The sequence below is a fragment of the Bacillus salipaludis genome, assembly GCF_004358205.1.
Genome location: NZ_SMYO01000021.1, coordinates 20,881 through 42,798 on the forward strand (window position 1 = coordinate 20,881; position 21,918 = coordinate 42,798).

Sequence of the window (21,918 nt, forward strand, 5' to 3'; positions counted from 1 at the left end):
GCAAAAATAATGGAGGACCATCATGTCAAATCAATATTTAGATCCAAATTTAAAGGTATTCAGTTTAAATTCTAATCTTCCCTTGGCAAGAGAAATTGCAAAAGTAATCGGTGTAGAGCTTGGAAAGTGCTCAGTAACAAGATTTAGTGACGGGGAAATTCAAATTAATATTGAAGAAAGTATCCGCGGATGTGATGTGTACGTAATCCAGTCAACGAGCAATCCGATTAATGAGAATCTCATGGAATTATTAATTATGATTGACGCATTAAAAAGAGCATCTGCAAAAACGATTAATATTGTTATGCCTTATTATGGTTATGCTCGTCAAGATCGTAAAGCACGTGCCCGTGAGCCAATTACTGCAAAATTAGTAGCAAATTTGCTTGAAACAGCAGGAGCTACCCGTGTGATTTGTCTTGATTTGCACGCACCGCAAATTCAAGGGTTCTTTGATATTCCAATTGACCACCTTATGGGTGTGCCAATTTTATCAGAATACTTTAAGAACAAAGCACTAGACGGTGATCTTGTCGTTGTATCCCCAGACCATGGCGGGGTAACACGAGCTAGAAAAATGGCGGAGCGCCTAAAAGCTCCAATCGCGATTATTGATAAACGCCGTCCGCGTCCAAATGTTGCCGAGGTTATGAATATTGTGGGTAACATTGATGGAAAGGTAGCTATTCTCATTGATGATATTATTGATACAGCTGGAACCATTACACTTGCTGCAAATGCATTAGTGGAAAACGGTGCTTTAGAGGTTTATGCCTCCTGTACACACCCTGTATTGAGTGGTCCAGCCATTGAAAGAATTCAAAATTCAAAAATTAAAGAATTAGTTGTTACGAACTCAATTGAACTTCCGGAAGAGAAAAAGATTGATAAAATTATTAATCTTTCTGTTGCACCACTAATCGGTGAAGCTATTATCCGTGTACATGAGGAACAGTCCGTAAGTACATTATTTGATTAAACCGTGCAAGGAACCACCCGAATTTAGCTGAATTAAAATGTTTAGACCTTCCTGTTTTGGGGTAATTTTATAAAGTGAACTTAAATAGGAAGGTGACTTTTCAATGAGTACTGTTTTACAAGCAAAAGAACGCAATCAATTCCGTCATTCTGCTTTAAAGAAAATTCGGGACACTGGAAACATTCCAGCTGTTATTTATGGTGCAAAGGTTGAAAGTAAGCCTGTTTATATTAGTTCTGCTGATTTAACGAAAACCATTCGTTCTGTAGGCAGGAATGGTGTCTTTTCTCTTGATATCAGTGGAAATCAGCATGATGTTGTCTTAAAGGATTATCAAGAGGATTGTATTAAAAAGGAAATTACACATGTTGATTTTTTAGCAGTTGATAAGTCTTCAAAAATCAATGTATCGGTCAGACTTGTACTTACCGGTGAGGCCGCAGGTGTGAAAGACGGCGGGGTTCTACAGCAGCCAGTCCATGAATTGTCAATCACATCTACTCCTGACAATATTCCGGCTCAGATTGAAGTAGATGTTACGAACCTGCAGGTTGGTGAAAATGTAACCATTGCAGATATCCTCTATCAAGGGTCATTTTCGATTAATCATGATGCGGAAGAAGTGGTTGCCTCGATTCTTCCTCCTAAACAGGAAGAAGAAATTAATGCAGGTGAACAGCAAGATGGCGGTCATCCAGATCAAGAAGAAGGAAGAGAAACAGAACCAATTGGAGACTAATAGTAATAGACGTAACCTAAACAAAGGTTACGTCTTTTGCAGTTCTTAATTATAGCGAAAATAATGGTGAGGAATTTATGCTTCGAAAAGTTTTTAGAAGGTGGTCTGGACAGGAAGAGGTGGGAAATATGAAAATAATGGTTGGTTTAGGAAACCCGGGGAAGCAATATGAACATACGAGGCACAATGTAGGTTTTGATGTCATTGAAGAGCTCTCACGCCGATTTAATATTCCGTTAGACCAATCCAAATTAAAAGGCTTGTATGGAATTGGATTCTACAAAGGGGAAAAGGTCTTATTGTTAAAACCTCTGACCTATATGAACCTATCCGGAGAATCCATTCGCGCCGTAATGGATTATTATGATATCGGTTTAGAAGACCTCTTGGTGATTTATGATGACCTTGATTTACCTGTTGGGAAAATTCGACTTCGTCAAAAGGGAAGCGCAGGCGGACATAATGGAATTAAGTCCACAGTAGCCCATCTTGGGACTCAAGCATTTAACAGAATTCGAATCGGCATTGACCGCCCACAAAATGGGATGAGCGTGCCTGATTATGTTCTAGGGAAATTTCATAAAGAAGAGCAGTTACAGATTCAAGATGTTGTTCAAAAAAGTGCCGATGCATGTGAAGCCTGTCTGGAGAGGCCTTTTATACAAGTAATGAATGATTTTAATCAGTAAATGTACATGAGATAGGCCATCCTTTCATATTATAAAGCGTATATCCTAAACTGAATGTCTGCAGTTTGAGAAGTGATTTTAGATGTGAATAGTTTCCCCCTGTTTGGGTTAATATACTAATATTAAATCGAAGATTAGGGAGGGACAGGCGTGGCCATCCATTATCATTGCAGGCATTGCGGTACAAAATTAGGCTCTATCGAACAATCATCCATACACAGCGAAACGCTTGGTCTTAATAAGTTAACTGAACGGGAAAGACAAGAAATGGTTGCGTACGATCCATCTGGGGATATTCACATAACCTCGATTTGTGAAGACTGCCAGGAAGCTTTGGAGCGAACTCCAGAATACCATCAATATGATTTTCTTATTCATTAACTAGCTTTGGATGTACTCCAAAGCATTTTTCTGTTTTGATAATTTAAACTTTTATAATATATGAAATTTGTATACTGTCTAGCTCCAGCCCCTGAAAAGGGCGCTTAGCTTTTCGGTTGAGAGAGGAGGATTTAGGTTGAACAGTTTAACATCATTATTCCTTCGACAGGAAGACATTCATTCTGTTATATCCGGAATGGAAGAAGGTCTAAAGGAACAGTTAATTGCAGGGTTATCAGGCTCATCTAGGACCATCTTTGCAGCATCCATTTATGAAAAAATGAAAAGGCCGATTATGTTCGTTACCTATAATTTGCTGCAAGCACAAAAGCTATATGATGACCTTGTCAATCTAGTAAACGAAAAGGATGTTTTTCTTTTCCCTGCAAATGAACTGATCGCTGCAGAAATGAGTATCGCCAGCCCGGAATTGAAGGCTCAAAGAATTGAAGCTTTGAATCATTGGAGTAAAAATAGTCGCGGAATTTTAATAGCCCCTATTTCTGGCTTAAAAAAAATTACTCCGCCAAAGGCTATGTGGAAAAACTATCAGCTTTCCTTAAAGCTGGGGGAAGACTTAGATATAGAGAGAACGCTTACAACTTTTGTTAAGATGGGGTATGTAAGAGTAGAAATGGTGTCTACTCCTGGAGAATTTAGTGTACGGGGCGGAATTATTGATATTTATCCTCTTACAGAATCAGACCCGCTTCGGATTGAACTTTTTGATACCGAAATTGATTCTATCCGTTATTTCTCTCTTGAGGACCAGCGTTCCAAGGAAAAGATTTCAGAAATCTTAATTGGCCCTGCAACAGAAATTCTTCTTGAGGATGTAAATTACAGTCGAATCGTTGAAAGATTAGAAGAAGGCTTAGCGAAAAGCTTAAAAAAATTAAAGGACGAAAAGGCTAAAATCCAACTCGCACAAAATATTGGATATGAATTAGAACTGCTAAAAAACCAGCAAAAGCCTGACCAAGTCTATAAATACTTATCACTTGCCTACGAAAATGCTGGTAGTTTACTAGATTATCTTCCGCATAACGGTTTAGTATTTATTGATGAAATCAGCAGGGTTCATGAAATGAATGAATCTCTAGTTAAGGAGGAAGCAGACTGGTATACCTCTTTATTAGGTGAGGGAGAAATTATCCATGACCTGGTTATTTCACATGACCTACACGGGCTTTTACAAAAAAAGAATTTCCCGGTCCTTTATATGTCTCTATTTCTCCGTCATGTCTCAAATACCAGTCCGCAAAATATTATTAATGTTTCTTGTAAGCCTATGCAAAACTTCCACGGACAAATGCATTTGCTTAAAGCAGAAGTAGACCGTTGGAAAAAAAGCAACTATTCTATTCTTGTACTCGGACCCGATGAAGAACGGGTAAAAAAACTGGAGCGGGTTTTAGAGGATTATGAAATTGAATCCTCACTTTTAGGTGAAGGGCAGGAGCCATTACCTGGTAAAGTTCAAATTATGAGAGGAAATCTCCAAACCGGATTTGAATTATCCATTCAAAAAATTGCCGTGATTACCGAGGAAGAATTATTTAATAAACGAGTGAAAAAATCTTCTAGCCGGCAAAAACTATCGAATGCAGAAAGAATTAAAAGCTATTCCGAACTCCGGGTTGGTGACTACGTTGTTCATGTAAACCATGGGATTGGGAAATACCTTGGTATCGAAACACTTGTAATTAATGGAATCCATAAGGATTATTTACATATTCGTTATCAAGGGACGGATAAACTGTATGTTCCCGTTGAACAAATTGATTTAATCCAGAAATATGTTGGGTCTGAAGGAAAAGAGCCAAAAGTCTATAAGCTTGGCGGCAGTGATTGGAAAAAAGTGAAAAAGAAAGTTCAATCCTCTGTCCAAGATATTGCGGATGATTTAATTAAGCTGTATGCCGAACGTGAAGCAGCTGTTGGTTATGCTTTCTCACCTGATGGAGACATGCAAAGAGAATTCGAAACAAACTTTGCCTACCAAGAAACAGAAGATCAGTTACGGTCTATTCGTGAGATTAAAAAGGATATGGAAAGATTGCGTCCAATGGACCGGCTCCTCTGCGGGGATGTTGGTTATGGAAAAACGGAGGTTGCTATTCGCGCGGCCTTTAAAGCCATTACCGATGGCAAGCAGGTTGCTTTCCTTGTGCCAACAACCATTCTAGCTCAACAGCATTTTGAAACATTAAGGGAAAGATTTCAGGACTTCCCCATTAATATTGGTTTGTTAAGCCGTTTTCGTTCAAAAAAGCAACAGACGGAAACGATAAAAGGGCTGAAGGCGGGGACTGTTGATATTGTCGTTGGAACACACCGCCTGCTGTCAAAAGATGTTATTTATCGTGACTTAGGGCTGTTAATTATCGATGAAGAACAAAGGTTCGGGGTTACACATAAGGAAAAGATAAAGCGGTTAAAAACAAATGTGGATGTTTTAACGTTAACAGCCACACCAATTCCAAGAACTCTGCATATGTCCATGCTGGGAGTTCGAGATTTGTCGGTGATCGAAACACCACCTGAAAATCGTTTCCCTGTGCAAACCTATGTTATGGAGTATAATGGATCGCTTGTCAGAGAGGCCATTGAACGGGAACTCGCCCGTGACGGACAAGTATACTTTTTATATAACCGGGTAGAGGATATTGAACGGAAGGCAGAAGAAATTTCTATGCTTGTACCGGATGCCCGTGTAACTTTTGCCCATGGGCAGATGTCGGAAAATGAATTAGAGTCTGTAATGTTGAGCTTTTTATCTGGAGAATTTGACGTTCTCGTCAGTACAACGATTATTGAAACTGGTGTAGATATTCCCAATGTCAATACGTTAATCGTCTTTGATGCTGATCGAATGGGACTCTCACAGCTCTATCAGCTGCGCGGCCGGGTTGGAAGATCCAATCGAGTTGCCTATGCCTATTTTACGTATCGAAAGGATAAAGTTTTAACGGAAGTTGCTGAGAAACGTTTACAGGCGATTAAGGAATTTACGGAGCTCGGTTCCGGATTTAAAATTGCGATGCGGGATCTATCCATCAGGGGTGCCGGCAATTTATTAGGGGCACAGCAGCATGGTTTTATTGATTCGGTTGGATTTGATTTGTACTCACAAATGCTGAAGGAAGCCATTGAGGAAAAGAGAGGCGACCTTAAGGAAGCTGAAAGGAAAACGGTTGAAATTGATCTGGAAATTGATGCGTATATTCCGGATTCCTACATTAAGGATGGGCATCAAAAAATAGAAATGTATAAGCGCTTCAGGGGTATTCAGGCATTAGAAGATGTACAGGAGCTTCAAGAGGAAATGATTGACCGTTTTGGCGAATATCCAAATGAAGTAGCATACCTCTTCCAAATTGCAGAAATGAAGGTTTATGCCCTTCTAAATGGTGTTGAACAAATAAAGCAAGTGAAGCAGGAAGTAACATTGTTAGTGAATGAAAAAGTAAGCAGCACGATTGATGGCCATAAGCTGTTTAAAATCAGCAGTCAGTTTGGAAGAATGGTTACCCCAGGAATGGAGGGCAATAAATTAAAAATGACCCTCAATGTCAAAGGGTGCGAAATAGCAAAATGGCTTCATATTGCTTTTGAAATGATAAAGGGGCTTGAAGAATCGAAAAAGGGCGAAGAAAATCCAGTTACTTAATCTTTTTTTCAATCCATTAGGTTTCAATCCAGTGGTTAATCCTGTACCTAAAAGGAAATTTTCTCACATATGTGAAAAAATATAACGATTGTGTATAGAACTTTCCAGATGAAAGATACTAAGTTCAAAGTTGGTGGTGATTATTACATAAGCATCATTACCAAGTTAGTTTAAATCATCAGATGAAAGTGAGGCAACATTGGATGAAAGCAACTGGAATAGTTCGTCGAATCGATGATTTGGGTCGTGTTGTCATACCGAAGGAAATTCGCAGAACATTAAGAATTCGTGAGGGGGACCCGTTAGAGATCTTTGTGGATCGAGACGGAGAAGTGATTTTAAAGAAGTATTCTCCAATTAGCGAATTAAGCGATTTTGCAAAAGAATATGCGGAAGCCCTTTTTGACAGCCTTGGAAATCCAGTACTAATTTGTGATAGAGATGCCTATATCGCTGTTGCTGGAGGTTCCAAAAAGGATTATTTAAATAAAAATATCAGTGATTTGGTTGAAAAGACGATGGAGGACCGTAATTCCGTTCTTGTCACTCAACAAGGTGATGTAGCCTTGTCAGATGGAAGTCCGGAAGCGATTTCATCATATACAATTGGGCCGATTATTGCAAATGGAGATCCGATTGGAGCAGTTATTATTTTCTCTAAAGAAGGAACAGTTGGAGAAGTTGAACAAAAAGCTGTTGAAACAGCAGCTGGATTCTTAGCAAGACAAATGGAGTCATAATTTTAGTTTTTTTAACGAAAGGACAGCGCTTGCTGTCTTTTTTCATGCACCAAATGAGGGCGCATCCTATGCTATAATACATGGGAGTTTATTTTTGTCTAGCTCCAGCGCTGATTATGGCGTATGTGCATTTCTGTTTGGAGGAAAAAATATTGAAGCCCGTGAATCAATCAAAGGCCCTTTTTCGAGGGGCTTTCATTTTAACGATTGCGGCCCTGGTTACCAAAATTCTGAGTGCCTTTTACCGCATCCCGTTTCAAAATATTGTCGGTGATGTTGGTTTTTACATATACCAGCAGGTGTACCCGTTTTATGGCATTGCCATGGTTCTTGCAACCACAGGATTTCCAGTCGTTATTTCAAAATTATATACGGAGCAAAAAGAAGCAGGTGACAATGGGAAGCCGCGGCTTTTGCTCCTTGGATCATTTCTATATTTGCAGATTTTTGGTTTCCTTTGTTTTTTAATCCTTTATACAGGGGCCCAGCCGATTGCCCTGTTAATGAATGACCCAAAGCTATCGATTCTTTTAAGGGTCGTTTCGATTGTATTTTTGACTTTTCCGATTGTAGCAGTATTAAGAGGCTATTATCAAGGGAATGGAGATATGGTTCCAACCGCCTTATCACAGGTAGGGGAACAAATTGCACGAGTGGTTACGATCATTTTCCTTGCCTATCTTTTTACACGGAAAGGCTACTCCCTCTACCTCGTCGGCGGGGGTGCGATGTTTGGATCGATTACAGGGAGTATTGTTTCCGCCCTTATTTTGTTTACATTTCTAAAGTTTCGCAAAGAATGGAAACAAGTAGGGCCAAAACAGAGAGCTGCTGGAAGTCTAAAAAGGGAAACAAAATGGATTTTCAAGGAGTTACTGTTTCAAGGACTGACCATCTGTATCAGTGGAATGTTGATGATCTTTATACAATTAGGTGACTCCTTAAACCTATACTCTCTACTTGTTTCAAACGGTACGGAAGAAAGTTTGGCGAAAAGCTTAAAAGGCATCTTTGACCGAGGACAGCCGCTAATCCAATTGGGGACTGTTGCGGCCTCATCCTTGTCATTATCACTTGTGCCGCTAATTACTAGCGGGAGATTAAAAGAGCAGCCTGGCCTTTTACATCAAAAAATTCAGCTGGCAATGAGGATTAGTCTTGTCATTGGAATAGGAGCTTCTGCAGGTCTATGGGCTATTATTAAACCAACGAATACGATGCTTTTTGAAAATGGATCCGGCTCATCGGTATTAGGAGTCCTAAGTTTTGTTATTTTATTTACTTCGCTCATTTCGACCATGATTGCGATTATGCAGGGAATGGGAGTCTTGCTTTTTCCCGCCTTAATAGTTGTTCTTTCATTTCCGATAAAATATGGACTAAATTTGATTTTTTGTCCCTTGTTTGGCATCATGGGGGCAGCGATTTCAACAATTATTACACTGTTCATAATTAATTTCCTGCTATATTTAAAGTTTAAAAACTTGATGAATGCTCCTGTTTTTACCATCCGTTTTGTTCGAACGATTCTGACTGCGGCCATCGTGATGGCAGGCTTTTTAAAAGGATATTTATATTTAACTAATTTTCTATTTCTTTCCCATATGGAGGTACGAGTTGGGTCCGCCTTTCAAGCTTTAAGCGGAGTTTTATTGGGAGGAATTTTATTTTTGGTGATTGTGATCCGCGGGAAGGTCTTTTTAGTAGAAGATTTAGCGTTTTTCCCGTTTGGAAGTAAATTAATTCGGTTATTGCCTAGAAAAGGTGAGGGGTTAAGATATGAAAAAAATTGAGATACTGGGTTTGGGTGCCGGGGATTTGGAGCAGCTCCCGTTAGGTGTGTATAAAAAATTAATTCAATCTGAACATGTTTATTTACGGACAAAAGAGCACCCGGTTGTGGCTGAATTGGAAAAAGAGGGTTTTCAATATATTTCATTTGATTCTATCTATGAAAAACATGATCAATTTGAGGAAGTATATCAGGAGATTACTGCATCCTTGTTAAGTAAGGCTAAAACAGATCCGGTCGTATATGCTGTTCCTGGACATCCGCTTGTCGCGGAGCGTGCTGTTCAACTTTTATTAGAGCAAGGTCCAGAAGAGGGGATTGAAATTGTAATTGGCGGGGGCCAGAGTTTTATTGATGCCTTATTTCAATCATTAAGAATTGATCCAATCGATGGATTTCAATTGCTCGATGGAACGGCACTCAGCAGCGGTCAGCTCCAAATGGGACAGCATATGATCATAAGTCAGGTTTATGATCAATTTGTTGCTTCAAATGTAAAATTATCTTTAATGGAATGTTTGCCGGATGAATATGAGGTATATCTTGTTACAGCTGCAGGGAGCAGTCAGGAAAAGATTGAGAAACTGCCATTATATGAGCTTGACCGCAATGTTGGCATCAATAACCTTACATCCGTTTATGTACCGCCTGTACAAGACGAAAAGATCTTATTTAAGACCTTTTCAAAGCTTCGGGATATAATTGCGGAGTTACGCGGGCCGAATGGCTGTCCATGGGATAAGGAACAAACACATGAATCACTTAAGAAATATTTAATTGAAGAATCCTACGAAGTGATTGAAGCGATTGATGAAGAGGATTTTGATCATTTAATTGAAGAATTGGGTGACGTTCTCCTGCAGGTCCTGTTGCATGCCCAAATAGGCGAGGATGAAGGTTACTTTTCCATCGACGATGTGATTGAAGGGATTTCAGCAAAAATGGTTCGACGACATCCCCATGTTTTTGGAAATGTGAAGGCAGAAAACTCAAAGGAAGTACTACAAAATTGGCAGGAAATTAAAAAGCAGGAAAAGGGGGAACAGCCGGATTCCATCCTTTCAGGAGTTTCAAAATCCATACCCAATTTGATTCGGGCCTATGAGCTGCAAAAGAAAGCAGCAAAGGTTGGGTTTGACTGGCAGGATATTGCCCCAGCTTTCGAGAAAGTGAAAGAAGAGCTTCAGGAATTTGAAGATGAGTTGAATGGTAAGGATAAAGAGCTAAAGTTAGCCAAACGAGAGTTTGGTGACTTATTGTTTGCTTTTGTTAATGTAGCTAGGTTTTTAGACATTCATCCAGAAGAGGCTTTATTTGAAACAAATGAGAAATTCATCCGCCGTTTTCGGTTTATTGAAGAAAAAGTAAAGGAAAGCGGGAAATCATTTGAGGAATTTACTCTTGAAGAGCTTGACCTATTTTGGGATGAAGCGAAAGCCAAGGGATTATAGAATGGGGGAGTAATAATGCGTTTAGATAAATTTTTGAAAGTTTCAAGATTGATTAAAAGACGGACATTAGCAAAAGAAGTATCAGATCAGGGGAGAATTGAGATTAATGGAAAAGAGGCAAAAGCCAGCTCAACCGTTAAGGCGGGGGATGAGTTAACCATTCGCTTGGGTCAAAGAATAGTAACGGCAAGAATTGATCGAATCCAGGAAACATCCCGTAAAGAAGAAGCAGCTGAGATGTATACAATCCTAAAAGAAGAAAAAATAGGCTCGCAAGAATAGAGTAGGTGCTTGTTCTATTTCTTTTATCTCTCACATAACATGTACAAAAAGGTTTGTACAACTGACTGTGAGGGATGAAGATGAGCCAATATTATGATGTCAATACAACAAAGAGCAGCGTTCCAGAACATGATGTGATTATGCGGGGAAGAAAGCTTTTAGACATTACAGGCGTAAAACAGGTGGAAAGTTTTGATAACGAAGAATTTTTATTAGAAACTGTCATGGGGTTTTTGGCCATCAAAGGACAAAATCTGCAAATGAAAAATCTCGATGTGGAAAAGGGGATTGTTTCAATTAAGGGCAAAATCTTTGATTTAGTCTATTTAGATGAACAGCATGGGGAGAAAGCTAAAGGATTCTTTAGCAAGTTATTCCGATGACACTTTCCACTCAATTTCTAACGATGCTCTCCATGATTGGAATGGGTGCATTATTTGGAGTAATGTTTGATACCTATCAGCGGTTTTTAGATCGGCCAAGGAGGAATCGCTTCATCGTATTTGTAAATGACGTCCTATTTTGGATTATTCAAGCATTACTCATATTTTACACTTTATTCCAGGTGAATAATGGAGAAATTCGCTTTTATATCTTTATTGCCCTTCTTTGTGGCTTTGCTGGATATCAAGGGCTTTTTAAAGGGCCATATCTCCGCCTACTGGAATTACTGATCAAAGCCGTTATTTCCATTTACCGCTTCCTTAAACATTCATTTTTGATGGTAATCTATAAGCCTATTGTGGGTCTTATAAAACTAGTCATTTTTATGGTTATTTTCCTTGGCAGGGGCCTTTATACCCTTGTCAAATTTATTTTAAAGGTTGTATGGTTGGTTATAAAAGTCATTGTCATACCCGTTCAAAAAATATTGCTATTAATTTGGAGACTTTTGCCGAAAGGTCTTAAAAAATCCGTCGATAAGTTATATAATAGAACAGCAGGAAAATTCAAGAAATTAAAGAATTATATTGTTAAGTGGATAGATAAGTGGAAAAAGCGTAAACAGTAAGGAGGTTATGAAATGAGCGCGGTACGCAAAAAAAATGTAGCAAAGATTCAATCAACGTATGTAGAGCAGCAAGAGTTTGCTGAAATTGCAACAGCTAGAAAAAGAAAGTTAGTCGTACGCCGCCTTTCGTTGTTTTTAGTTTTTGCGATTTTCGTTTCTTATTTCATGATTTCCAGCATTCTAACGCAGGCTTCCATGATAGATGCAAAAAAGGCACAAAAAAAACAGCTTGGTCATAAGCTTGCTGAATTAAAAAAACAGCAGGATATCCTTAAGGAGGATATTGTGAAATTAAATGATGATGATTACATTGCTAAATTAGCGAGAAAAGAATATTTTTTCTCAAAGAAAAATGAAATTATCTTTAATATTCCGGAAAACAAAAAGGAAAAATCAACCGGTAACTAGTCTTATTGACACTGTTTTTTTACTTTCTGTATAATATAAGGTAAGATTGATTTTTTATTTTTTTAAGGAGGAACATTTTTTTTATGTCAATTGAAGTAGGCAGCAAGTTACAAGGAAAGGTAACAGGGATTACAAATTTCGGAGCGTTTGTGGAGCTGCCGGATGGATCAACAGGGCTCGTACACATTAGTGAGGTTGCAGACAACTATGTAAAAGATATCAATGATCATCTTAAGGTTGGAGACCAAGTTGAGGTCAAAGTCATTAATGTTGAAAAGGATGGAAAAATTGGACTATCCATCAAAAAAGCAAAAGATAGACCAGAGGCACCTCAAAGATCTCATTCAAATTCGCATTCACAACGTCCTCGTCAGGGTAGAACGAACGATCGCAATAACTCTAGACCAGAAAACTTTGAAACAAAAATGGCTAAATTTTTAAAAGATAGCGAGGATCGTTTATCTTCCCTAAAACGACACACAGAGTCAAAACGTGGAGGAAGAGGAGCTAGACGAGGATAACTTGCTGCTTGTTTATTGAAGAATAAAGAGCAGGTTCATTTAAAATATAGATCAACAATGACAAGTCATTATGACTTGTCTTTTTGTTTAGGTTTTGTTACGCTTGCCCGTTGATTTCCGCTCCATGTGCTTCGCTTTCCGCGGGCGGTTTCGGGGAGCCTCCTCATCGCTTCGCTCCTGTGGGGTCTCCCCTGACCCGTACTCCCGCAGGAGCGAAGCGCCTTCCACTCCAATCAACTTAGTTAGTAAATTAACACTGACCATTAATACAGTCGAATTCCCTGTTTATGCAAAATTCCGACAATTATTATAATATTTCAGATTATTTGGATAAATTTAGTGGATACCGTCGAACGAAACTTATATATTCGTTCAATCTTTTGACAAACTTTTAACCCTATCAACTTTATAATAGTTGGCAACGATGAATTAATAGGGGAGTGTGAGATATGGAAAAGCCAAACGCTAGTTTAATAGAGCCGATCGGAGAAGTCAACCTACATTCATCCAAATGGGAGTGGGAGAAGGGAGTGAGAAAACTCCAAAACTATTTGGAGTCCTTTTTTATTAAAAAGGGATACCTCCTGTTATTAGTAGGATTTTTGCTTGGACGAGCTTTAATCTTGTCCAAACTTACTCCATTCAGTCTCCCTTTTTTCGCAGCCGTATATTTAATCAAAAGGGATCGCGCACCGCTTGCGTTAGTTGGATTAATTGCAGGAGCTGCGACATTATCGATTGAAAATGCCGGTTTTACTTTTGTAGCGGTCCTGCTATTTCTAGTCGTTTTCCGGATAGGAGAAAAATGGGTAAAGAGCGGAATAAAATCCTTGCCGTTTTTTGTCGGAATTATCTTAGGCCTAGGAAAATTAATTGAATCCTTCCTGATGACAGGGCAATTGACATTTTATGATGGAATGATGGCCGCTGTGCAGGCCAGCCTATCATTTATTTTAACGTTGATCTTTTTGCAAAGCATTCCGTTATTAACTGTAACCAAACGCAGGCAGTTATTAAAAACGGAGGAAATTATCGGTTTAATTATTATGCTGGCTTCGATTATGACCGGAACCATTGGCTGGCAGGTATATGATCTTTCTGTTGAACATATTATGTCGAGATATCTTGTTTTAGTCTTTTCTTTTATTGCCGGTGCAACGGTGGGTTCAACCGTTGGGGTGGTAACTGGGTTAATTTTTAGCCTGGCAAGTGTGTCTAGCTTTACCCATATGAGTTTACTAGCATTCTCGGGTGTATTAGGCGGTTTATTAAAAGAGGGGAAAAAAATCGGTGTATCGATAGGATTATTAATTGCTACTCTCTTAATCGGTATGTACGGAGAAGGAGGCGGGTCTTTATCGCAAACTTTATTGGAGTCAGCAGCAGCCATTCTTTTATTCCTCTTAACACCACAGGTTTTCACCTCAAGACTAGCTAAGTATATTCCGGGAACTTCGGAATACACAGCTGAACAACAAAAATACATGAGAAAGATGCGGGATGTTACGGCACAGCGCGTCTCCCAATTTTCTAATGTTTTTTCCGCCTTATCCAATAGTTTTTCACAAATGGATGTAGAGTCAAGCGAAGAAGAGAATATGAGAGAGATGGATTACTTTATGAGTAATGTAACGGAAAAAACGTGCCAAACCTGCTTTAAAAAAGAACAATGCTGGGCAAAGAATTTTAATACAACCTATTCATATATGGAAGAAATTATTCATGAAATGGATCAAAACGAGGGGTCTATTCCAACAAAACTTACGAGAGAGTGGGACAAGTATTGTACCAGGTCGAAAAGAGTTTATGATGTCATACAGACCGAGCTTACTTTCTTCCAGGCTAATCAAAAATTAAAGAAACAAGTAAGAGAAAGCAGAAGATTAGTGGCTGACCAGCTTCAAGGTGTTTCCGAGGTAATGGAGAATTTTTCGAAGGAAATTCAGCGTGAGCGGGAAAACCATTATAGGCAGGAAGAGCAAATCATGGAGGCACTTCAGGATTTTGGCATACAAATTGAACAGGTTGAAATTTACAGCCTTGAACAAGGAAATGTTGATATTGAAATGACCATTCCTTTTTACAATAGCCATGGGGAGTGCGAAAAATTGATTGCCCCGATGCTGTCGGATATTCTTGGTGAAACCATTGTTGTCCAAAAGGAAGATTCCACAGAGTACTTAAATGGGCTTTGTCATGCGAATTTCCGTTCTTCAAAAAAGTTTATTGTACAAACGGGGGTAGCCCATGCGGCTAAGGATGGCGGCTTTATTTCAGGCGATAGTTACTCAGAAATTGAACTTGGCTTAGGTAAGTACGCTATTGCCATTAGTGATGGAATGGGAAATGGCGAAAGGGCACATTATGAAAGTAATGAGACGATTCAACTTTTGCAAAAAATCCTGCAAACAGGTATTGAGGAACAAGTAGCAATTAAATCAATTAACTCAATTCTATCCCTAAGGACAACAGATGAAATTTTTTCAACATTAGACCTTGCCATGATAGATCTGCAGAATGCATCAGCAAAATTTTTGAAGATTGGTTCAACACCAAGTTTTATTAAACGGGGGAATAAAATTATCAAAATTCAAGCCAGCAATTTGCCAATTGGGATGCTTGAGGAATTCGAAGTCGATGTTGTCAGTGAACAGCTAAAGGCAGGCGATTTGTTAATTATGATGAGCGATGGAGTTTTTGAAGGACCAAGGCATGTCGAAAATTATGAGCTTTGGATGAAACGGAAAATTCAGGAATTACAAACGGACGATCCACAGGAAGTAGCGGATTTAATCATGGAAGAAGTTATTCGCACAAGCTCTGGATTTATTGATGATGATATGACCGTAACAGTGGCCAAAATAAAACATAATACTCCTAAATGGGCCAGCATCCCTGTGCAAAAAATGAAAAAACGAGCCTAAACGGCTTAATTTGCACAACTAAGTCCCTAAATATGTATAATTCATCTCCTTCCCGTCGAAAATGGTAACAATTCATGATGTGGAGGGAGAATGGTTATGTATTCAGGGAAAATCCGCCAAATATTATTGATAACTGATGGGTGCTCCAATCATGGTGAAGATCCAATTGCCATGGCAGCACTTGCAAAAGAAGAAGGAATTACGGTGAATGTAATCGGTGTTATGGACCATGACGTGATTGATGAAAAGGGTATGACAGAAATTGAAGGTATTGCCTTATCTGGCGGTGGAGTCAGCCAAATCGTCTATGCAGAACGGCTGGCCCATACCGTGCAAATGGTAACGAGGAAAGCGATGACCCAAACTCTCCAAGGAGTTATCAACAAAGAGCTAAAACAGATTTTGGGTAACTCACATACGATTGAAGATCTGCCTCCAGAAAAGCGCGGCGAGGTAATGGAGGTTGTCGATGAATTAGGTGAGACTGTCGAATTAGAGGTGTTGATTCTTGTCGATACAAGCGCAAGCATGAAACACAAGCTTCCGACCGTTAAAGAAGCGATTCTAGACCTATCCATCAGCTTAAATGCAAGAACGGGAGATAATTATTATTCCGTTTACGTATTTCCTGGGAAAAAGAATAATGTCGAAATGTTGCTGGATTGGACGCCAAAACTACAATCTTTGACAAGCATCTTTTCACAGCTGTCTACTGGTGGCATTACGCCAACAGGGCCGGCACTCAGGACAGCTTTATCTGCCTTTAATCAAAAACAATCATTAAGGAGCCTGCTTTCTCGTGATGATGAATCATACTTTGAAGAGTCAATGTAAGGTTAGCCCTGGCACAGTCATTTCAGGTAAATGGCATTCAAATCAATATACCATTTTGAAGGAACTGGGATATGGAGCAAACGGAGTGGTTTATCTCGCGAATCATAAAAACACTCAGGTAGCTTTGAAAATGAGTGATAATGGATTGTCGATTACCTCTGAGGTAAATGTTTTAAAATCCTTTGCAAAGGTCCAAGGGTCTGCCCTCGGGCCTTCTTTGCTTGATGTTGATGATTGGAAGTCAAATCGCGGACAGGTGTCCTTTTATGTAATGGAGTTTATAAAGGGACCTGATTTACTAACGTTTATTGAACAGAAAGGGAAATCATGGATTGTAGTATTAATGTTACAGCTCTTAAGCGATCTTGAGAAGCTGCACCAAAATGGATGGGTGTTCGGGGATTTAAAGCCTGAAAACTTAATTGTTACCGGCCCCCCTCCAAAAATTAGATGTATTGATGTGGGTGGTACAACCATTGCTGGAAGGGCTATTAAAGAGTTTACGGAATTTTATGATCGTGGATACTGGGGCCTTGGTTCAAGAGTAGCCGAGCCTTCTTACGACCTTTTTTCATTGGCAATGATTATGATTAATACCGCCTATCCGAAGCGCTTTACAAAAACGACAGGGGGACTATCACAATTAACAGAGGCAATCCGGCAGAAGCCTGAGCTTCATTCCTTGGAAAAAGTAATGGTAAATGCACTAAAAGGACAATATACAAATGCGAGACAAATGAGACAGGATCTGTTGGCTTTATTAACGGATGAGCCGCTCCCTAAGAACCGAAAAGTGTCAAAAGCAGCTGCCAACAATAGTTCGAGCCCAGTACCTGATCTTAATAAAAACAATCCAAAAACAAGGCAGCAATATCGAAAGAAAAAGAAAAAAACAGGCTGGATTGAAACAGGAGTTATAGCAGCAGTATTTATTATTTTCTATGTGGTCATTATTTTTAAATTTTTTTGAAACTATTGAGAGTTTCATTCGTAATTAAAATGTAACAAATTAAGAAAATACAGCAGTTAATGAAGACATTGTTTTTGATAGTTCAAATACAAAAGTGGTAAGCTAATAAGAAAAGCGAAAGCGCCTTCGGAACAAGCAGAGTTTGTTCCTGCGATGGTTATTCGAAGAAGCTTTCTTTAGTGTTCAGGGGCGACAAGTGCTGGAGGGCCTGACGGTGAAGTTTGTTCTTGACTTCATCGGTAGAACCGAAGCAACCTCGAGTCCCTAGGCGCTGTAGCTAGACGGTTATCAAAGTTAAAAAAAGAGGAAGAAGCAATATGTTGGAACCGAAGGTAATGGAGTTTCTTAGCCGCCACTTCTTTTCATTAAAAAGTAAAAAAATCATTGTTGGTGTTTCAGGGGGACCTGATTCTCTTGCGCTACTACATTTCCTTTGGGGGCAAAAGGATAAAAGAAACCTTTCGATTGTTGCGGCCCATGTCGACCATATGTTTCGCGGGCAAGAATCCCTCGATGATGCTTTATTTGTCAAGGATTATTGTAAGCAGCACGATATTCCCTTTGAAATGTCCCGAATCAATATTCCACTGATAATGGAAAGAACAGGGAATAGCTCACAGGTCGCGGCTAGAGAGGAACGATATAAATTTTTTGAAACCATCATGGAAAAATACGACTATCCTTATTTGGCACTTGCGCACCATGGTGATGATCAAATTGAAACGATGCTCATGCGAATGACAAGGGGGAGTACTGGAAAAGCGCGGGCTGGTATCCCCTTTACCCGTCCTTTTCATAGAGGTATGATTTTTCGCCCCTTTCTAACCTTGACAAAGGAGGAGATTGAACAGTACTGCAGGGAAAATCAACTCACACCGCGTATAGACCCAAGTAATAAAAAAAGTATTTATAGCAGAAATAGATTTCGAAAAGAAGTTCTACCGTTTTTAAAGATGGAAAATCCAAATGTTCATGAACATTTTCAACGTTTTAGTGAAGATTTACAAAGTGACGAGGCATTTCTTCAGGAATTAACTGTCCAAAACATGAATAAAGTAATGACAATAAGGGAAAAGTCCAAAATTAGCATGGACATAAAACCGTTTCTTGATATGCCTTTACCTTTACAAAGGAGAGGTATTCAACTAATATTAAACTATCTTTACAAAGAAAAACCTGCATCTCTTTCTGCTGTACATATTGAACAGATTTTCTCAATCATTTACCATTCAGGACCATCAGGAAAACTGAATTTCCCAAACGGACTGATGGTTATTAGGTCCTATCAGACCATGTCCTTCCAATTTGAGGATTCAAGTGTACAGAATTATTACTATGTAGTACACGATGATTCAAAGATTGATTTACCAGATGGGGGGAGTATCAGGGTTAAGCTTGTTCATAAAGAACCTTCAGAATATGACTCTAACTCGGCAATCTTTAATGCAGCAAGGATTAAGTGGCCGATTGTGATTCGGACAAGGAAAAATGGAGACCGAATGTCTTTAAAAGGAATGTCAGGAACGAGGAAATTAAAGGATATATTCATTGATTATAAAGTTCCCCTTCAAGAACGGGACACTTGGCCGGTTATTACAGATGGAGACCATTCCATTATCTGGCTTCCTGGTTTAAAAAAATCAGCAATGGAAGGCACCGATTCCTCTGCAAAACAATATTTACTACTCACATATAAAACGTAATGATTTTTCTAGGGGGCACAAGAAGAATGAAACAAGATATTGAAAAGGTGTTAATTTCAGAAGAAGAAATTCAGGAAAAAGTCAGGGGATTAGGGGCAGAGCTTACCGAAGAATACAAAGATCGTTTCCCGCTTGCCATCGGTGTTTTGAAAGGTGCTATGCCTTTTATGGCGGACTTATTAAAACATATGGATTGCTACCTTGAAATGGATTTCCTGGATGTATCCAGCTACGGTAACTCAATGACTTCCTCAGGAGAAGTGAAAATCCTTAAGGACTTAGATACTTCAGTTGAAGGAAGAGATATCTTAATTATTGAAGATATTATCGATAGTGGACTTACATTAAGCTATTTAGTCGATCTTTTCCGTTATCGGAAGGCGAAGTCCATTAAAATTGTCACTTTGCTTGATAAACCAACAGGAAGGAAAAGTGATATTCAGGCAGATTATGTCGGATTTATTGTCCCGGATGCCTTTGTTGTGGGCTACGGATTGGACTATGCCGAGAAATACCGGAACCTTCCATATATTGGGGTTTTGAAACCTGAAGTATACAGTAACAACCTTTAAGCAAAACTTAAGGAAGACATTCTTCAATGTCCTGAAGAAAGTGTAATTCCTTGAATTGGAATGATTTTCTATGATACTATTTAATATAGTTTGTTTACCCGTGGGAGGAGGTAAGGGATGAATCGGATTTTCCGTAATACCATCTTTTATTTATTAATATTTTTAGTCATCATTGGTGTTGTCAGCTTCTTTAATGGAAGCAACGAGCCGACTGATCATATTTCATATGATAAGTTCGTTTCCCAATTAGAGAAGGGTGAAGTTAAGTCATTCTCCATGCAGCCTGAACGAGGTGTTTTTGAAGTTCGGGGACAGTTTAACGATGGAAAAGATAAAAACTTCTTAACCTATATACCAAACAGTGAAAAAATTCTTGATCGAATTGACCGTGCAAAAACAACAAATGTGGATGTGTTGCCAGCTAAAGAAACTAGCGGATGGGTTACCTTCTTCACTTCCATTATTCCGTTTGTGATTATTTTTATCTTATTTTTCTTTTTATTGAACCAGGCACAGGGCGGCGGCAGCCGAGTTATGAATTTTGGTAAGAGCAAAGCCAAGCTCTATAACGATGATAAGAAAAAGGTTCGTTTTAGAGATGTAGCCGGTGCAGATGAAGAAAAACAAGAATTAGTCGAAGTAGTTGAGTTTTTAAAAGACCCTCGTAGATTTGCCGAACTTGGTGCCCGTATTCCAAAAGGGGTATTGCTTGTCGGACCTCCAGGGACAGGTAAAACGCTTCTTGCAAGGGCAACAGCTGGTGAAGCCGGCGTACCATTCTTTTCAATAAGTGGTTCTGACTTTGTTGAAATGTTTGTTGGGGTCGGTGCATCTCGTGTTCGTGATTTGTTTGAAAATGCGAAGAAAAATGCTCCGTGTATCATTTTCATTGACGAGATTGATGCGGTAGGCCGTCAGCGTGGTGCTGGATTAGGCGGTGGCCATGACGAGCGTGAGCAAACCTTGAACCAATTGCTTGTTGAAATGGACGGCTTTGGTGCAAATGAAGGAATTATAATTATTGCTGCAACAAACCGTGCAGATATTTTGGACCCTGCGTTACTTCGTCCAGGCCGTTTTGACCGTCAAATTACTGTTGATCGTCCGGATGTTATTGGACGTGAGGCAGTACTTAAAGTCCATGCACGCAATAAACCATTAGATGATTCTGTAAACTTGAAAAACATTGCTATGCGTACACCGGGCTTTTCAGGTGCAGATTTAGAGAATTTATTAAATGAGGCCGCCTTAGTTGCAGCCCGTGCAAATAAGAAAAAAATCGATATGGAAGATATCGATGAAGCAACGGATCGGGTAATTGCTGGTCCTGCTAAAAAGAGCCGTGTTATTTCTGAAAAAGAACGCAATATTGTAGCATTCCATGAGAGTGGTCATACAGTGATTGGTTTAGTTTTAGATGAAGCAGACATGGTCCATAAGGTTACAATTGTTCCACGTGGGCAAGCTGGCGGCTATGCTGTAATGCTTCCACGAGAAGACCGCTACTTTATGACAAAGCCTGAGTTGCTTGATAAAATTACCGGTTTGTTGGGTGGCCGAGTTGCTGAAGAGATTGTATTTGGTGAGGTAAGTACAGGCGCGCACAATGACTTCCAACGTGCTACAGGGATTGCGCGAAGAATGGTTACTGAGTTTGGAATGAGTGATAAGCTCGGTCCATTGCAATTTGGTCAAGCGCAAGGACAGGTATTCTTGGGGCGTGACCTGCACAATGAGCAAAATTATTCTGACGCAATTGCTTACGAAATCGACCTTGAAATTCAACGAATTATTAAAGAGTGTTATGAGAGAGCGAGAACGATTCTAACGGAAAATCGTGATAAGTTAAATCTTATTGCCAATACTCTTCTTGAGGTCGAAACCCTTGTTGCTGAACAAATCAAATATTTGGTTGAAAACGGAAAGATGCCTGATAGTTCCGTGGCTCTTGAAAGTGTTCATATTGGTCCGAAAAAAGTGGAGGATGTAAAAGTAAACATCAACACCAAAAAGGACGAACAAGTTGACCTAACAAAAACAGATGATCCTGATAACGAGCAAAAGTAAATAAGAAAAAGAGTGCTTCCTATGAAGCACTCTTTTTTGTTGGCTATGTAAAAGAACAATGTTGATTTTTAAACAAAGTTGATTGGAGCGGAAGGCACGAAGACCCCTGTGGGAGTACGGGGTAGAGGAGACCCCACAGGAGCAAAGCGACGAGGAGGCTCCCTAGACCGTCCACGAACCG

General features: G+C 39.4%; 19 protein-coding genes. All 19 read left to right on the forward strand.

Annotated elements, in window-relative coordinates; genetic code table 11:
* Positions 1-22 precede the first annotated feature (22 nt).
* Positions 23-979: a ribose-phosphate diphosphokinase gene (locus tag E2K98_RS26215; RefSeq protein ID WP_026574033.1), complete on the forward strand. Its 957-nt coding sequence runs from the start codon at positions 23-25 to the stop codon at positions 977-979.
* A gap of 103 nt (positions 980-1,082) precedes the next feature.
* On the forward strand, positions 1,083-1,718 hold the full coding sequence (locus E2K98_RS26220; protein ID WP_133339382.1) for a 50S ribosomal protein L25/general stress protein Ctc: 636 nt from the start codon (positions 1,083-1,085) through the stop codon (positions 1,716-1,718).
* Between the two features lie 128 nt (positions 1,719-1,846).
* A complete protein-coding gene (gene pth / locus E2K98_RS26225; RefSeq protein WP_133339422.1) occupies positions 1,847-2,407 on the forward strand; it encodes an aminoacyl-tRNA hydrolase in 561 nt (186 codons plus the stop codon).
* 150 nt (positions 2,408-2,557) lie between these two features.
* The gene (locus tag E2K98_RS26230) at positions 2,558-2,788 is read left to right on the forward strand and encodes an anti-sigma-F factor Fin family protein (RefSeq protein WP_026574030.1); all 231 of its coding nucleotides are present in this window, start codon (positions 2,558-2,560) and stop codon (positions 2,786-2,788) included.
* Between the two features lie 136 nt (positions 2,789-2,924).
* Positions 2,925-6,461 carry a transcription-repair coupling factor gene (gene mfd, locus E2K98_RS26235; RefSeq protein ID WP_407921236.1) on the forward strand — a complete coding sequence of 1,179 codons (3,537 nt, stop codon included), beginning with the start codon at positions 2,925-2,927 and terminating at the stop codon, positions 6,459-6,461.
* 203 nt (positions 6,462-6,664) lie between these two features.
* Positions 6,665-7,201: a stage V sporulation protein T gene (gene spoVT / locus E2K98_RS26240; RefSeq protein ID WP_026574028.1), complete on the forward strand. Its 537-nt coding sequence runs from the start codon at positions 6,665-6,667 to the stop codon at positions 7,199-7,201.
* A 161-nt stretch (positions 7,202-7,362) separates the two neighbouring features.
* On the forward strand, positions 7,363-8,994 hold the full coding sequence (locus E2K98_RS26245; protein ID WP_308914240.1) for a putative polysaccharide biosynthesis protein: 1,632 nt from the start codon (positions 7,363-7,365) through the stop codon (positions 8,992-8,994).
* Positions 8,981-10,444 carry a bifunctional methyltransferase/pyrophosphohydrolase YabN gene (yabN, locus tag E2K98_RS26250; RefSeq protein ID WP_133339386.1) on the forward strand — a complete coding sequence of 488 codons (1,464 nt, stop codon included), beginning with the start codon at positions 8,981-8,983 and terminating at the stop codon, positions 10,442-10,444. The genes E2K98_RS26245 and yabN overlap by 14 nt, the downstream gene beginning before the upstream one ends.
* A gap of 15 nt (positions 10,445-10,459) precedes the next feature.
* Entirely contained in the window at positions 10,460-10,726 is a 267-nt protein-coding gene (locus E2K98_RS26255; RefSeq protein WP_133339388.1) for an RNA-binding S4 domain-containing protein, read from the forward strand.
* Positions 10,727-10,806: 80 nt separating this feature from the next.
* A complete protein-coding gene (yabP, locus tag E2K98_RS26260; RefSeq protein ID WP_026574024.1) occupies positions 10,807-11,109 on the forward strand; it encodes a sporulation protein YabP in 303 nt (100 codons plus the stop codon).
* Positions 11,106-11,738 (forward strand): spore cortex biosynthesis protein YabQ, encoded by a 633-nt coding sequence (gene yabQ / locus E2K98_RS26265; RefSeq protein WP_133339390.1) that lies wholly within the window; start codon positions 11,106-11,108, stop codon positions 11,736-11,738. The genes yabP and yabQ overlap by 4 nt, the downstream gene beginning before the upstream one ends.
* Positions 11,739-11,750: 12 nt before the next feature.
* Positions 11,751-12,146 (forward strand): FtsB family cell division protein, encoded by a 396-nt coding sequence (locus E2K98_RS26270; RefSeq protein ID WP_133339392.1) that lies wholly within the window; start codon positions 11,751-11,753, stop codon positions 12,144-12,146.
* An 83-nt stretch (positions 12,147-12,229) separates the two neighbouring features.
* The gene (locus E2K98_RS26275; RefSeq protein WP_133339394.1) at positions 12,230-12,667 is read left to right on the forward strand and encodes a S1 domain-containing RNA-binding protein; all 438 of its coding nucleotides are present in this window, start codon (positions 12,230-12,232) and stop codon (positions 12,665-12,667) included.
* A gap of 449 nt (positions 12,668-13,116) precedes the next feature.
* Positions 13,117-15,591 (forward strand): stage II sporulation protein E, encoded by a 2,475-nt coding sequence (spoIIE, locus tag E2K98_RS26280; protein ID WP_133339396.1) that lies wholly within the window; start codon positions 13,117-13,119, stop codon positions 15,589-15,591.
* A 96-nt stretch (positions 15,592-15,687) separates the two neighbouring features.
* Positions 15,688-16,425, forward strand: a complete 738-nt coding sequence (locus E2K98_RS26285; RefSeq protein ID WP_133339398.1) for a VWA domain-containing protein — start codon at positions 15,688-15,690, stop codon at positions 16,423-16,425.
* Positions 16,394-17,395: a protein kinase domain-containing protein gene (locus E2K98_RS26290; protein WP_133339426.1), complete on the forward strand. Its 1,002-nt coding sequence runs from the start codon at positions 16,394-16,396 to the stop codon at positions 17,393-17,395. Before E2K98_RS26285 ends, E2K98_RS26290 begins: the two co-directional genes overlap by 32 nt.
* A 317-nt stretch (positions 17,396-17,712) precedes the next feature.
* Positions 17,713-19,098 carry a tRNA lysidine(34) synthetase TilS gene (gene tilS, locus E2K98_RS26295; RefSeq protein ID WP_133339400.1) on the forward strand — a complete coding sequence of 462 codons (1,386 nt, stop codon included), beginning with the start codon at positions 17,713-17,715 and terminating at the stop codon, positions 19,096-19,098.
* 26 nt (positions 19,099-19,124) lie between these two features.
* The gene (gene hpt / locus E2K98_RS26300; protein WP_026574016.1) at positions 19,125-19,670 is read left to right on the forward strand and encodes a hypoxanthine phosphoribosyltransferase; all 546 of its coding nucleotides are present in this window, start codon (positions 19,125-19,127) and stop codon (positions 19,668-19,670) included.
* A 117-nt stretch (positions 19,671-19,787) separates the two neighbouring features.
* Positions 19,788-21,737 (forward strand): ATP-dependent zinc metalloprotease FtsH, encoded by a 1,950-nt coding sequence (gene ftsH / locus E2K98_RS26305; RefSeq protein WP_133339402.1) that lies wholly within the window; start codon positions 19,788-19,790, stop codon positions 21,735-21,737.
* The last annotated feature ends 181 nt before the right edge of the window (positions 21,738-21,918 follow it).

Coding starts and splice junctions, on each gene's coding strand:
- E2K98_RS26215 (WP_026574033.1), top strand. CDS start 23: ATGTCAAATCAATATTTAGATCCAAATTTAAAGGTATTCAGTTTAAAT.
- E2K98_RS26220 (WP_133339382.1), top strand. CDS start 1,083: ATGAGTACTGTTTTACAAGCAAAAGAACGCAATCAATTCCGTCATTCT.
- pth (WP_133339422.1), top strand. CDS start 1,847: ATGAAAATAATGGTTGGTTTAGGAAACCCGGGGAAGCAATATGAACAT.
- spoVT (WP_026574028.1), top strand. CDS start 6,665: ATGAAAGCAACTGGAATAGTTCGTCGAATCGATGATTTGGGTCGTGTT.
- yabN (WP_133339386.1), top strand. CDS start 8,981: ATGAAAAAAATTGAGATACTGGGTTTGGGTGCCGGGGATTTGGAGCAG.
- E2K98_RS26255 (WP_133339388.1), top strand. CDS start 10,460: ATGCGTTTAGATAAATTTTTGAAAGTTTCAAGATTGATTAAAAGACGG.
- yabP (WP_026574024.1), top strand. CDS start 10,807: ATGAGCCAATATTATGATGTCAATACAACAAAGAGCAGCGTTCCAGAA.
- yabQ (WP_133339390.1), top strand. CDS start 11,106: ATGACACTTTCCACTCAATTTCTAACGATGCTCTCCATGATTGGAATG.
- E2K98_RS26270 (WP_133339392.1), top strand. CDS start 11,751: ATGAGCGCGGTACGCAAAAAAAATGTAGCAAAGATTCAATCAACGTAT.
- E2K98_RS26275 (WP_133339394.1), top strand. CDS start 12,230: ATGTCAATTGAAGTAGGCAGCAAGTTACAAGGAAAGGTAACAGGGATT.
- spoIIE (WP_133339396.1), top strand. CDS start 13,117: ATGGAAAAGCCAAACGCTAGTTTAATAGAGCCGATCGGAGAAGTCAAC.
- E2K98_RS26285 (WP_133339398.1), top strand. CDS start 15,688: ATGTATTCAGGGAAAATCCGCCAAATATTATTGATAACTGATGGGTGC.
- E2K98_RS26290 (WP_133339426.1), top strand. CDS start 16,394: ATGATGAATCATACTTTGAAGAGTCAATGTAAGGTTAGCCCTGGCACA.
- tilS (WP_133339400.1), top strand. CDS start 17,713: ATGTTGGAACCGAAGGTAATGGAGTTTCTTAGCCGCCACTTCTTTTCA.
- hpt (WP_026574016.1), top strand. CDS start 19,125: ATGAAACAAGATATTGAAAAGGTGTTAATTTCAGAAGAAGAAATTCAG.
- ftsH (WP_133339402.1), top strand. CDS start 19,788: ATGAATCGGATTTTCCGTAATACCATCTTTTATTTATTAATATTTTTA.